Source organism: Pseudomonas sp. PsB (assembly GCF_043658375.1).
Taxonomy (GTDB): domain Bacteria; phylum Pseudomonadota; class Gammaproteobacteria; order Pseudomonadales; family Pseudomonadaceae; genus Aquipseudomonas; species Aquipseudomonas putida_Z.
This window is the reverse complement of record NZ_JBIGLU010000034.1, coordinates 30,859-44,765: the sequence shown is the minus strand read 5'-3', so window position 1 is coordinate 44,765 and position 13,907 is coordinate 30,859. Positions and strand designations below refer to the sequence as shown.

The window sequence follows — 13,907 nt, the reverse complement described above, 5'->3', positions numbered from 1 at the left end:
CCAGGATTGATGCGCAACAGTTGAAATTGCTGGGGCTGCTTTGCAGCCCTTTCGCGACACAAGGCCGCTCCCACAGGTACAGCGACAAACTCGAGAGCAACGCTGTACCTGTGGGAGCTGGCTTGCCGGCGATGAGGCCGGGCAGGCAAGAATTACTGATTGCTGACTGGCCAAAAAAAGGGCCCGCAAGGGCCCCGTAGAGGTAAGTGGCTAGCGCGTTCAGGCGCTCTCGATCTTGCGTGGCGCCATGAAGTACATCCACACAAGCGCCAGGAAGTACATCGCCGGGATCATGGTGAACAACACGGCATAGTTGTTATTGGTAGCGGTCAGCACGCTACCGACGATCTGCGTCATGAACATCCCGCCAATCGCAGCGCACATGCTGCCGAAACCGAACACGGTACTCACCAGGTGCTTGGGCGTGTAGTCCATCACCAGGCTCCAGATATTCGCCGTCCATGCCTGGTGTGCGCCCACCGCCAGCGAGATGGCCGCCACCGCGACCCACAGGCCACTGGCGTTGGCGGCAAAGATGACGCTGACCATCGTGCAGGCGAAGATCAGCATCGACACCAGCCGCGCCGTGGTAGCGCGCACGCCACGGCCGATCAGCCAGGAAGACAGGATGCCGCCGCCGATGCTGCCGAAGTCTGCCGTCAGCCAGATGATGATCAGCGGGATACCCATCTGGGTCACGTTGATGCCCAGGCTGTATTGCTGGTTGAGGAACGGTGGCAGCCAGTACAGGTAGAACCAGAACACCGGTGCGGTAATCGCGTAGGCCACCGCGAAGGCCCAGGTGCCACGCAGGCGCAGGATGCGGCTGAACGGCACGCGGGTTGGCTCGGGCTCGTCATCCTGCTGGATGTACTCCACCTCGCTCTGGCGCACGCGCGGGTGATCTTCAGGGTTGTAGTACTTCAGCACCCACAGCACCACCCACACCAGGCCCAGGCTGCCCATGGCGATGAATGCGGCCTGCCAGCCCCACACGGCCAGAATCAGCGGCAGCAGGGCCGGCGTGACCATGGCGCCGACGTTGGTGCCGGCGTTGAACAGGCCGGTGGCGATGGCCCGCTCGCCAGCCGGGAACCACAGGCGTACGGTCTTCACGCAGGCCGGGTAGTTGGCGGCCTCGGTCAGGCCGAGGATGAAGCGGCAGACCATGAAACCAGCGGCAGAGGTGGCCAGGCCGTGAGCGCCGGTAGCCAGGCTCCACAGCAGCACGGCGAAGAAGAACGCGCGTTTTACCCCGACCTTGTCGATCAGCCGGCCCTGCAGCAGGAAGCCGACCGCATAACCGACCTGGAACCAGAAGTTGATGTTGGCGTAGTCCATCGCCGTCCAGCTCATTTCCTTGGCCAGGACGGGCTGCATGATGCCGAGCGCAGCACGGTCGATGTAGTTCAGGGTGGTGGCGAAGAACACCAGGGCGAGCATGCCCCAACGGGTCTTGCCGACGCCGAAGGCGCCGCGAAGCTTGTCGCCGATCGAACCCTGGGGCATCCGGGGGGCGGCGGGGGTGATCTTGGAGTGGTTCATAAACTGCTCGATTCTTGAAATTGTATTCAGCTGCGGTGCTACGAGTACGTGACCGATTCCCAGGCAGGGGGACACGCAAGGCCGGTGCATGGTGAGCAGTGAAGGCAGCAGCGTCAATTCAAGGGAAGGGCTAGTGTTCGGTTACCGAACGGTTGCGTTGGGCCTGCGGGCGAGGCAAGGGGCAACGCATATTCAGGGTAGACGGCGTTGCCCTTCGTTGCTCGCTACCGCAGGCCGGTGAGGTGCTGGAGGGAAGCGTGGTGTTGCGCGCTGGGCATGAACTGTCTCTGGAGCAACCAGAATCATACAGTTGCCCAGCGTTCGACCTCCGCGCGGCAGCATTGCTGAATCCACATTGGAAGGGTTTTGTGCAGGTTGCTTTTCGCTTCTACCATCTCGCCGATGTACACGTTCATGTAGTTCTTGTTTTTGCGAACTGTGCACGTCCTGCCTTTGCAGCATTTGTTTGGCTTTCAGTGCATTTTGTAAGTCATGTCCTACGCGAAAGTTACATTGAAATAAACACCGAGTGTATTCATGCATTTTTTGTCGGCGGGATCGATGTCCCAAGGAGCAAAGAGCACCTGAATAATGTATCGAGTTGAAAGAACATGTAGGACGTTTCCTAGTTCTCGATGAGGGGTGGCGAAAGATAACGATGTGCGTCATTGTTGATGGGCACGCACGGAAAGGGCGCTCAGCTTAATGCATGTGTGCAGCCGGTTCCAACCTCCGGCAATGTGGGTCTACGTTACGGGGCGAGTATTGCTCGGTACTCTTGTTTCAGGAGGGATCATGGCGTCAAACAGTTTTCAGAATGAAGTGCCTAAGGCGAGGGTCAATATCAAGCTCGACTTGCATACAGGCGGTGCTCAACGCAAGGTGGAGCTTCCGCTCAAACTCATGTTGATGGGCGACTACAGCAATGGCAAGGAGCAGCGTCCACTATCAGAGCGGCCGAAGGTAAATATCAACAAGAATAATTTTGACAGTGTGTTGGCTGATCTCTCTCCGAGTATCAAGCTTATTGTTGAAGATACGCTGTCGGGCGAGGGTGGTGAGACGCCTGTCGAGCTGAGTATTCAGCGCATGAAGGACTTCGAGCCAGAACAAGTTGCACGGCAGATACCGCAACTGCGCGCTTTGCTGGCGATGCGAAATCTACTGCGTGAGTTGAAGGCCAATCTTTTGGATAACGCAACGTTCCGCGCTGAATTGGAGCGGATACTCAAAGACGAGGCTCTGAGTGACGAGTTGCGTAAGGAACTGGCGGCCCTTGCACCTCAACACGAGCGCTAGAAAACCATCTTCTCGACTTACAGGAAACTAACCAATGCCCGAAGAGCTATCTTCTGCGCAATCGCGTGGCGCCACCGTGCCGGTGGAAGAAAATCAAAGTGTCTACCACGCGCTATTTGAAAGAATTGACCTCGAGCCGCTTGACCGCATGGGAGGCATTGAGGCATTCCAAAGTGTGGATGCTTTGTCAGAAGCAACGGCTAATGAGCGTGTTACTGCGTCGGTGAGCGTTTTCCTGGACAGGCTCAAGCAAGTCTCCCCGAAGGTGGAGCGGCTGGACAGGGCGTTGCTGGATGAACACATTGCCTCGATTGACGCCCAGATCAGCAGTCAGTTGGACGCGGTAATGCATCATCCGGATTTTCAGCGGGTCGAGTCGATCTGGCGCGGCGCCAAATCGTTGATTGACCAGACGGATTTTCGTCAGAACGTCCGAATCGAACTGCTGGATATCAGTAAGGAGCATCTGGCGCAGGACTTTGAAGACGCACCGGAGATCTCTCAAAGCGGTATGTATCTGCATACCTATACCCAGGAGTACGACACGCCTGGCGGTGAGCCCATCGCGGCGGTGGTTTCGAATTACGAGTTTGGGCGAGGGCCGCAAGATATAGCGCTGTTGCGGAATATTTCGAAGGTGGCTGCCGCAGCCCATATGCCCTTCTTGTGCTCAGTGGGTCCTGCATTCTTCGGGAAGAACACCATGGAGGAAGTGGCTGCTATCAAGGATATCGGCAACTACATGGATCGTGCGGAGTACATCAAATGGCACGCTTTTGCTCAGAGCGATGACGCTCGTTACGTGGGCGCAACGACGCCCTGTACCCTGGGTCGTTTACCTTACGGGCCCGACACCAACCCGGTTCGGTTGTTTAATTATGTAGAGCGAGTCAAGGGGCCGGACCATAGCAAGTATTTGTGGGTAAGCTCGACATTCGCGTTCGCGGCGAACATGGTTAAAAGCTTTATCGCCAATGGCTGGTGTGTGCAAATTCGAGGCCCGCAGTCGGGAGGAGCTGTTACTAACCTGCCGATCCATTTGTACGACATGGGGACAGGTAGTCAAGTCAAAATTCCTTCGGAAGTGATGATTCCAGAAACTCGCGAATTTGAGTTCGCCAATTTGGGCTTGATTCCGCTCTCCTACTATAAGAATCGTGACTACGCTTGCTTCTTCTCGGCCAACTCGGCCCACAAGCCTGCTATTTATGATACAGCAGAGGCAACGGCGAATAGTCGCATCAACGCGCGGTTGCCCTATGTGTTCCTGCTTTCTCGCATTGCGCACTATTTGAAGCTGATCCAGCGGGAGAATATCGGTACAACCAAAGACCGTCGCCTGTTGGAGTTGGAGCTCAATAGGTGGATAAGCGGCCTGGTCACCGAAATGACCGATCCAGGAGATGACCTGCAGGCCTCTCATCCATTGAGGGAAGCAAAAGTGGTTGTCGAAGACATTGACGACAATCCAGGCTTCTTCAGGGTCAAATTGTTTGCTGTGCCTCATTTCCAGGTTGAGGGTATGGACATCAACTTGTCATTGGTTTCGCAGATGCCAAAAGCGAAATCTTAAGTGCGGTCACAGGAGTACATGACGTGAAAATCGACCGGCCTTTGTGGGCGCACGGCGTGGTGTTATCTGCTCAGCAGTTTCAGCAGCAGGCCCGCTTCGAGTCCTGGACTAATCAAAGTATCGCCTCTCGGGTCTTGGTCCATCCCTGGGGTATCCAGCATGTAGCGTTTGATGCGGATGCACTGCAGTTGGGCAAACTTGTGGCCACCCGGCTTCAGTTGTGCCTGCCCGATAGTACTTTGATTGACACAGATCGGTTGGATCGACTTCCTGGTGCTCTTGAGCTGTCTCGGGTATTGCCCGGTGATATCCAGACTGCCACGGTCGTGCTCGCTTTGCCGCTGGAACAGGCCAATGGTAACAACTGCCTGTTCGAAGACGGCAGAGCTGAGCGCCCCGTCAGGTACCGCCAAGTCTGGCGGGATACCCAAGATCTCTACTCAGACGAAATGCAGTCAATCAGCGTACTCGAACATGCGTTGAGCCTGCGTCTGGATGAAGACGATAACTCAGATTACCTCACGTGCCCGGTGGCTCGCTTGGTACGCGCCGGCGCAGATGGGTGGGAGATTGATGATAGCTACATCCCGCCGCTGCTGAGCTTTGATGCGCATGCAGGTTTATTGCTTCAACTCGACAACTTGCTGACTCAGCTGTCAGCCAAACGTGAGCGGTTGATGGGGATGCGCCGAGAGAGCAACCAGCGCATGGCAGACTTTGCTGTGGCAGATGTCACGTTGTTTTGGCTGCTCCATGCATTGAATACCTACCAGCCTGTGTTGGCTGATCTTAAAGCTCATCCTGCGCGGCATCCGGAGCAGGTATATCAGCAGTTGGTGAAGCTCGCAGGTGGCCTGCTCACCTTCTCGTTGGACCATGGCATCGAGGGTATCCCTGCCTACCAGCATGAAGACCTGGAGGCCGTTTTCCCTCCGTTGATGCGCACCCTTTCCACGTTGCTGGAGGCAAGCCTGCCGTCGCGCGTTCTGGCGCTGGTGCTGGAGGCGCGTAGTGCCAACCGTTGGCAGGTTTCCCTAAGTGATCCACGCCTGCTCGAACCTGAAGGAGCTGATTTCTACCTTTCTGTTCGCTGCCGGCTTCCAGCAGTCCAGGTGCAAAGCCAGTTCCCGCGACTGTGCAAGATTGGTTCCCCCGACGATGTGGACCATCTTGTAAATGCGGCACTCGATGGCGTTCCTCTGAAGCCTCTGGGTCACGTCCCGGCAGCGATACCGCTACGCCTGGAGAATCAGTACTTTGCCCTCGACCTCAGTCATGAAAAGGGCCGTGGCATGTTGGCTGGCGGGGTCTGTGCGCTTTATGTCCCGAGTGTGTTTCAGGAGGTCAAGCTTGAACTATTCGCGGTGCTTCGCTCATGAGTCGTACGGCACAGAAGAGCGCCCCAGCCAAGGTGGATATCGATGCGTTGCTGCAGGACACCTATCTGCTGGTCGTCGAACTGCGACACGGTACCGAGGCGCACAGTAGTCCGGAACTCTGGTCACGTTGCGTTGCTGATGTCGAGCATGTACGCGCCACGCTTCATGAGGATGGTCTGGATGGTCGTAGCATCGACCTGATCAGTCATGCGCAATGTGCGTTGCTGGATGAAACGGTTCTCGCTTGCGCCGAAGGTCGGGCTCATGAGGACTGGGCGATGGAAACACTGCAGGCAAAGTTTTTCAGTAGCCATCAAGCAGGTGAGTCGCTCTACGAAGATATGCGCACTGTGCTGCGTGAAGCCTCCGTGCACCCTTACGTGCTCACTGTCTTTCAGCGGGTGCTGATGCTTGGCTTCCTGGGGCGCTACCGAGAGGTCAATCACCCGGAGCGGCAGCAGTTGTTGGCTGCAATATCCGCACAGGTGGCGCCTCTCGATACAAGCCAGTCGCTGGTCATCCAGGTAGGCAATGGTCCACGGATACCGATGTGGGGTTGGTTGCAGTCGCCTTTGCTCCACGTCGTGATGGCGGCAGTCCTGTTGGGGGGGGCCTGGTGGTGGCTAGATCACGCGTTAGGTCAGGCAGTGGCCTCACTCTTGCCGGTGCAGGAGTGAGCGTCGTGCCGCAGATACAGAAGCAAGGGCTTTGGCTATGGGCCGGTGCTTTGTCCTTGCTGCTGATTGCCACGTTGCCGTTGGCTATCGAGGGGCAGGCAGTGGCTGTTCTGGTAGTTATTGCCGTGATGGTGATGCATTGGCGCCGCAGCCAGCATGCTGGCGATAAAAGTACAGAGATGCAGCGGGTTAGTGGCGTCACCCTCCCTGTCGCGTCCTACCGTCATCCCGTTGTTCTGGTGGTCGGCGATTGCCTGGCTGAGCTGTTTGACACCTCGCCTACTGAGCCATTGATGCTTCGGGTAACAGCGCAGGGGTGCTATGTACCAGTACCCGACCTTCTGAAGTTGCCCGCAACGGTCGCTGATCTGTTGTTGGAGCGTCCAGAGTGGGACGGGCAGCTTAGTGTGATGTGGGTTGTAAACCCGAGAGCCCATACTGATCGCGCAGTGCTTGCGAACCAGCTACACAGCGTATGCAACCAGATTGCGATGTTGGGAAGGCGAGGCACACCGCTGTCGCTGCTGATTGTGGGCTATTTCCAGAGCGCAACCGGAGCTTCCCCCTGGTTTAGTTGGGAGCCTGATGAGTCGGGTGTGCGAGTGCGAGATTCGGGGGAGTGCCTGGTTCTCTCCGAATGGCAGCGAAGGAACACAGATCAGGGGGAAGAAGCCGCGCGGATGCGAGCGACGGTGCAGTTGAATGCTGCTGTGGGTTGGCTGAATGAAGTGTGCTCGCCGGAAATGAGCGTACGCGTTCCCCGTCAGAGGATGGTAACGGCTGTCGCCGTTGCGGTTGCGCTCATACCTGAGGCAGGGCGATCTCGAGAAGGCAACCTGTGGCGCCGTTGGTTGCAGGAGCATACCGGGCTCTCCTTCATTTGTAGTGGGGCTGATCGTGCAAACGCGCCGTTACCGTTTCCGGACCCTTTGCTCAACTTGCTGCCCGGTAGGGCTCTGAACAGTCCGCGAAGCAGGGCAGTGCTGATTGGGATCTGGTTGTTTGCATTGACGGCCTCCATCGCCCTGATCAGCTCTGCCAGGCAGAACACACTGCTGATACGTCAGGTTACCGACGACTTGCGACGCTATAGCACTGCTTCGCTCAGTACTGAGGCACACAACATATCGCAGCGCGAGGAGGCATTGGTTGTGCTTCGCCAGGATGCGCAGCGTTTGGATTACTACTATCGCCAAGGTGAGCCGTGGTCGCTGGGTATCGGGCTGTATCAGGGCGAAAGACTACGACTGCCACTGTTGGCTGCGATCAACGGCCACCGCATCCCGACGATGCCCCGGGGTGTACCGGACAAGCCTCGCACGATTCGCCTGGACAGCCTGTCGCTCTTCAGCAGCGGCAGCGCGCAGTTGAAACCAGCGTCGACCAAGTTCCTGGTAAATGCGTTGGCGGGCATCAAGGCCCAGCCGGGCTGGTTGATCGTGATTACGGGCCATACGGATGCGACAGGTAGCGACGAACAGAACCTGCGCTTGTCGCGAGCGCGCGCTTCCGCGGTGCACGACTGGATTCGCCACATGGGTGACATCCCCGACAACTGCTTCGCAGTGCAGGGCTTGGGGGCAAGCCAGCCCATCGCGAGCAATGATACGGAACAAGGACGGTCGGCCAATCGCCGAGTTGAAATTCGCCTGGTACCGGAGGTGGGGGCTTGTCAGCCCTCGGCTACGGCCTCGGGTCTGCAACCCCTGTCGCACTCCGCGACGCCCAATACTTGAAATGAGGAACTTCTACATGGCTATTCCTGTTTATCTGTGGCTGAAAGACGATGGTGGTGCTGATATCAAAGGTTCGGTGGACGTGAAGGATCGTGAGGGCAGTATTGAAGTTGTCGGTCAGGACCACGATCTGTATATCCCTACCGATAACAATACTGGAAAGTTAACCGGCACGCGCATTCATACGCCTTTTGTTTTCACTAAGGAGATAGACGCTTCGTCCCCCTATCTCTACAAGGCCGTGACCACCGGGCAGACGCTTAAAGTGGCCGAGTTCAAATGGTACAAAATCAACGATGCCGGGCAGGAAGTTGAGTATTTCAACACAAAGTTGGAAAACGTCAAGGTCGTGAAAGTCGCACCAAAAATGCACGACGTCAAAGACCCAGCGAAAGAAAAACACAACCATCTGGAATTGGTCGAGCTGCGATACGAAAAGATTACTTGGGCATTCAAGGACGGAAACATCATTCATTCGGATTCCTGGAATGAACGACCTAGTGCTGCCGCCGCTGGATGAAATTTGGTTGTCAGCCTTGGTGGGTTGACGGCCTCCAGTGTCTTGGGTTGAGCGTCCGTGCGCGGGCGTTCAGCCAAATACACCTCATATATTCAGGTACGGTCGAATGCGTGGCGACACGTTGACCATTGACGACAAGGATGCCCTGTATGGCACACGATCCTACTCGCTTGCTTCGCCGCCTCAACTCATATTGCGCTCAGGCACTCACGGCGGCGGCATCTCTTTGCCAGGCACGTGGGCATAGTCATGTCACTATTGAACATTGGTTGTTGAAGCTTTTTGAGCAGGGACAAGGTGATCTGGCGGTTATCGCCCGCCGATACGATTGGGATATGGACGCCATATGGCAAGGGTTGCTTGAGCACTTCGATTTGTTGCCGCGCAGCGTAGTCAGCAAACCTCAGTTGAGCGGTGAGGTGCAACAGCTGATTACCAATGCCTGGTTGCTAGCGTCGCTGGATCGCGACTGTGAGCAATTGCGATCCCTTCACTTGCTGGGGGCGTTATTTGAAACGCCAAACTTGCTCAGGTGTTCAGCCGCTTGGCCTCTATCGAGCATCGGCCCAACGCAATTAAGGCAAATGGAAGCGCTGCTTGAATTCGATTCGGAAGAACGTCAACCGGAGCATTCATCACTGTTCAAGCCACAAGTGTCAGGAGAGGCCAAGGCAGCAGTCGCCTTGAGGGATGACGAAGCGTTGGTCGCTGTCTTGGACCAGTTTAGCCATGACGTTACCGCCAAGGCAGCAGCGGGGCAGATTGACCCGGTGTTCGGCCGTGACGATGAAATCCGCCAGGTGGTCGATGTACTGAGCCGTCGGCGCAAGAACAACCCTATTCTGGTGGGCGACCCAGGCGTTGGAAAAACAGCCTTGGTCGAAGGGCTTGCTCTGCGCATCGCCAACGGAGACGTCCCTGACAGTTTGAAACCGGTGAGCATCCGTACGCTGGATTTGGGGTTGCTGCAGGCGGGTGCAGGGGTCAAAGGCGAGTTCGAGCAACGGCTGAAAAACGTCATCGATGCCGTCCAGCGGTCAGAGACACCGGTGCTGTTGTTCATTGACGAAGCACATACCTTGATCGGCGCTGGCAACCAGGCAGGGGGGGCAGATGCCGCGAATCTGTTGAAGCCCGCCTTGGCGCGTGGGGAACTGCGCACCATCGCTGCCACTACCTGGAGTGAATACAAGCAGTACTTCGAGCGCGATGCGGCGCTCGAACGGCGCTTCCAGATGATCAAGGTCGATGAGCCGGATGATGCGACTGCATGCTTGATGCTCCGAGGGCTCAAGGCCCGCTATGCCAGCTACCACGGTGTTCACGTTCAGGACGCCGCAGTGCAGGCAGCCGTCAGCTTGTCCAGGCGGTTTCTGACCGGGCGCCGTTTGCCCGATAAAGCTGTAGATCTGATCGACACTGCCTGTGCGCGTGTTCGCATGAGTTTGGATTGCGAGCCTCATGCTCTGGTCCTTCTGAAGTCTCAGAAGGCGGCGCTGACCGCAGAGCGAACGGCGCTCGAAGAGGATGCCCAGCTTACCGGCGACGCGTGCGAGCCTCGCCTTGCGAAAATCAAGGCCCAACTGGTTCAACTTGAAAGTCAGCAGTCCGCGTTGGAGCTGCAGTACCAGCAAGAGCTCGACCTCACCCACCAGTTGCTCAATGCTCGTCAGGCCGAGCAGGTCGATACAGCCGCCTGCACTCAGCTTCAACAAGACCTCAGCTACGTGCAGGGGAGTCGACCACTGCTGTCGCTCGACGTATGTACCCGCAGTGTGGCCGAAGTGATCGCAGACTGGACGGGCGTGCCTCTCGGCAATTTGCTGAAGGACGAACATGCAAGCTTGTTGAACCTGGAGGACCAGTTGGCCGCGCGTGTTGTCGGGCAAGAGCCAGCCCTGCTTGCACTTGCCCAACGGCTACGTGCCGCTCGAACGGGCCTCACTGACGACAAGGCACCGATGGGCGTCTTCCTGTTGGTGGGCACCAGTGGCATCGGCAAGACGGAGACGGCGCATGCATTGGCCCACAGCCTGTTTGGTGGCGAAAAGTCGTTGATCACGCTCAACATGTCTGAGTACCAGGAGGCGCATACCGTCAGCCAACTCAAGGGCTCGCCGCCTGGCTATGTGGGTTACGGCCAGGGGGGTGTACTCACCGAGGCCGTGCGTCAACGCCCCTATAGCGTCGTGTTGCTGGATGAAGTCGAGAAGGCCCACTGTGATGTGGTCAACCTGTTTTATCAGGTGTTCGACCGCGGCTTCATGCGCGATGGCGAAGGCAGGGAGATCGATTTTCGCAACACCGTCATCCTGATGACTTCCAACCTGGGCAGTGACCTGCTGCAAGGTTGTATCGAGCAGCAGCCAGACGCTTCGGAAGCGACACTGCATGAACTATTGCGCCCGGTATTACGCGAGCATTTCCAGCCTGCGTTGCTGGCGCGTTTCCAGACATTGATCTTCCGGCCACTGGGAGCTGATGCGCTTAAGCGCATTGTTGCGATCAAGCTCGATCAAGTGGCCAGACGCCTGTTACGGCATTACGGCCTGCAATGTGAAATTGAGGACTCGCTTTATGACGCGCTGGTCGCCGCCTGCCTTTTGCCGGATACCGGTGCCCGCAACATCGATAGCTTGCTGAACCAGCAGATTCTGCCGGTGCTCAGCCAGCAGTTGCTGAAGCGTCAGGCCCTTTGCCAGCCGACTCAATCCGTGACGCTTGGGTATTGCGAAGATGCTGGGATCAGCTTGAGCTTTTCGGATGAACACGATCCAGCGCTGCTGGCTGTCGAGAGGGCCTGAGCATGGCATCTCCGATAGTTGGCTCCATCCACAATCATTACCAGCTTGAAGTCGAGGGGCTTGCCGTTGAACTCGACGTGCTTTCGTTCAAAGGCGAGGAGTGGCTGAGCCAGCCGTTCAAGTACACCGTTGCGTTTACCTCCACGGAGCAGGATATCGACGCTGCGCAGATCCTCGGGAAGGATGCCAGCTTCCATCTGGGCGCTTCACGACTGACTGCGCAGCTTCCGATCTCGGAGGGGGGAGCACGCACACTGCATGGCGTCATTACGGGGCTCAAGCGCGTGTCCGGCTCCAGGGATGAAGCCCGCTACGAGGTAACGCTCGAAGCGCGGCTGGCATTGCTCGGGCGTGGCAAGCAGTACCGGATCTACCAACATCAGTCGGTACCGGAAATCGTCGAAAGCATCTTGCGTAGTCGCCACCAGTTCGAAGGGCAGCACTTCTTGTTTGAACTGTTGCGCGAATACCCCAAGCGCGAGCAGGTCATGCAGTACGGTGAGAGCGATCTCGCCTTCATCAGCCGTCTGCTGGCGGAGGTCGGGATCTGGTATCGCTTCACCCACGATGATCGCCTTTCCCTTGATGTGGTCGAGTTTCATGACCATCAACGTCATTACCAGTTCGGCGTAAAGCTGCCGCATCGTCCCCTGTCGGGATTGACCAGTAACGGGCAGGAAGGCGTATGGGCATTGCAGGTTCAGCATCAAGTGGTGGAGCAACATATCAACGTGCGTGCCTACCACCACCGGGATGCGGCTGCCTTTCTGGATGGCGAGGTGGATCACAGCCGGGGGGCAACCACCACTTACGGCGAAGGCTATCACTACGGCGAACCCTATACCGCGCTGGGTGACGCAATTGACCAGGACGAGGACCTGCTCAGCGAAAGTGGCTACTTCTTCGCACGCTTGAATCATGAACGCTTTCTCAATGACCAGACCCGTTGCAACGGTGCCAGCAGCAGCGTGACGCTGGCCCCAGGCCAAGTGCTGACGGTCACTGACGGGGCGCCGCAGGTCTTCGAGCCCGGGGTGGTCATCACCCATTTGACCGTCGAGGCAGCACGCGACCGTAGCCTGGAAGCCAGGTTCGAGGCGATTCCCTACTCGGAGTCAGTAGGTTTTCGGCCAAGATTGCTGGGCAAGCCACAGATCGCCGGTACGGTGCCGGCGCGGGTCACCAGTACGCAAAAGAACGATCCTTACGGCCATATAGACATGGAGGGGCGCTACCGGGTCAATTTCCTGTTCGACCGGGACACCTGGCGAGCAGGCGAGGAGAGCGTCTGGCTACGACTGGCACGCCCCTATGCGGGTGACACCCATGGTCTGCATCTGCCGCTGATCTGCGGTACTGAAGTGGCGGTAGCATTCGAACAAGGCGACCCGGACCGTCCTTACATCGCCCATGCCTTACACGACAGTGAACATCGCGACCACGTGACCCTGCGCAACTACAAACGCAATGTGCTGCGGACCCCGGCTAACAACAAGTTGCGCATGGACGATACGCGTGGTCAGGAGCACATCAAGCTCAGTACCGAGCACAGCGGCAAGAGCCAGCTCAATCTGGGGCATGTAGTCGACGCGGAGCGCAATCGCCGAGGAGAGGGGGCAGAGCTGCGCAGTGATGGACATGTCTCCATACGCGGTGGCAGCGGCATCTTCATCAGCGCCGATGCGCAGCCCGGGGCCAAGGGAAGCATGCTCGAAATGGCTGCGGCCCTGGAGCGACTTGACCAAGCCAACGAGCAATTGGAAGGGTTGTCGGATGATGCCCAAGCGTGCAAGGCGGATCCTGCGGATGTCCAAGCCCAACTGGACCTGCTTAAGCAAGACTTGGAGCAACTCAAATCCTCGGTACTGCTGCTCAGCGCACCTCAGGGGATCTCACTGACCAGTGGTAGTCATCTCCAGCTGGCTGCCGAGAAGAACCTAATGCTCAACGCTGGTGGTGAGGCGGATGTGAGTGTGGTCAAGCGCTTGTTTGTTGGGATAGGGCAGGGACTGAGTCTATTCGTGCGCAAATTGGGCATCGAGCTCATTGTCAACCAAGGGCCAGTCAGTATCCAGGCGCAAAACGATACCTTGTCGCTAATCGCACGGCATGGTCTAGAAATTTCTAGTACCGAAGATGAAATCCGGATCACGGCGAAGAAGAAGATTACGCTCAATGCGGGTGGCAGCTACATCGCCATAGATGCCTGCAGTATTGAATCTGGCACTGAGGGAGACTACCTCGTCAAGTCTGCATGCTTCGAACATGTAGAAGAGCCCACCAAACACGCTGTGGAAGCTTCTTCCCTTCCGCCACTGGCTGACCATGATCCCGAAAGGTTGTCACTTACGGTTTTCTCGGGTTAAACCCTCTG

Annotated in this window: 9 protein-coding genes; 8 read left to right on the top strand and 1 reads right to left on the bottom strand. The window is 57.3% G+C overall.

The annotated features are described in order from the left end of the window. Window positions 1-219: 219 nt before the first annotated feature. On the bottom strand, window positions 220-1,545 hold the full coding sequence (locus tag ACGLHT_RS25615; RefSeq protein WP_137164316.1) for an MFS transporter: 1,326 nt from the start codon (window positions 1,543-1,545) through the stop codon (window positions 220-222). A 795-nt stretch (window positions 1,546-2,340) separates the two neighbouring features. On the opposite strand from ACGLHT_RS25615, the gene tssB reads away from it, so the two are divergent. The 8 genes from tssB to ACGLHT_RS25575 all read left to right on the top strand — a co-directional run bounded on the left by tssB (window position 2,341) and on the right by ACGLHT_RS25575 (window position 13,899). Continuing rightward, complete coding sequence (gene tssB / locus ACGLHT_RS25610) at window positions 2,341-2,844, top strand: type VI secretion system contractile sheath small subunit (RefSeq protein WP_137164315.1); 504 nt, start codon at window positions 2,341-2,343, stop codon at window positions 2,842-2,844. 34 nt (window positions 2,845-2,878) lie between these two features. After that, a complete protein-coding gene (gene tssC / locus ACGLHT_RS25605) occupies window positions 2,879-4,417 on the top strand; it encodes a type VI secretion system contractile sheath large subunit (RefSeq protein WP_274120991.1) in 1,539 nt (512 codons plus the stop codon). A gap of 23 nt (window positions 4,418-4,440) precedes the next feature. Continuing rightward, window positions 4,441-5,796 (top strand): type VI secretion system baseplate subunit TssK, encoded by a 1,356-nt coding sequence (tssK, locus tag ACGLHT_RS25600; RefSeq protein ID WP_274120992.1) that lies wholly within the window; start codon window positions 4,441-4,443, stop codon window positions 5,794-5,796. Continuing rightward, window positions 5,793-6,473, top strand: coding sequence for a type VI secretion system protein TssL, short form (tssL, locus tag ACGLHT_RS25595; protein WP_274120994.1), 681 nt, complete (start codon window positions 5,793-5,795; stop codon window positions 6,471-6,473). The genes tssK and tssL overlap by 4 nt, the downstream gene beginning before the upstream one ends. A gap of 5 nt (window positions 6,474-6,478) precedes the next feature. Further along, window positions 6,479-8,209, top strand: coding sequence for an OmpA family protein (locus tag ACGLHT_RS25590; RefSeq protein WP_274079771.1), 1,731 nt, complete (start codon window positions 6,479-6,481; stop codon window positions 8,207-8,209). A gap of 16 nt (window positions 8,210-8,225) precedes the next feature. Further along, complete coding sequence (locus ACGLHT_RS25585) at window positions 8,226-8,729, top strand: Hcp family type VI secretion system effector (RefSeq protein ID WP_274079770.1); 504 nt, start codon at window positions 8,226-8,228, stop codon at window positions 8,727-8,729. Window positions 8,730-8,878: 149 nt separating this feature from the next. Continuing rightward, window positions 8,879-11,533 (top strand): type VI secretion system ATPase TssH, encoded by a 2,655-nt coding sequence (tssH, locus tag ACGLHT_RS25580; protein ID WP_274120995.1) that lies wholly within the window; start codon window positions 8,879-8,881, stop codon window positions 11,531-11,533. Window positions 11,534-11,535: 2 nt separating this feature from the next. Next, window positions 11,536-13,899 carry a type VI secretion system Vgr family protein gene (locus tag ACGLHT_RS25575; protein ID WP_274120996.1) on the top strand — a complete coding sequence of 788 codons (2,364 nt, stop codon included), beginning with the start codon at window positions 11,536-11,538 and terminating at the stop codon, window positions 13,897-13,899. The last annotated feature ends 8 nt before the right edge of the window (window positions 13,900-13,907 follow it).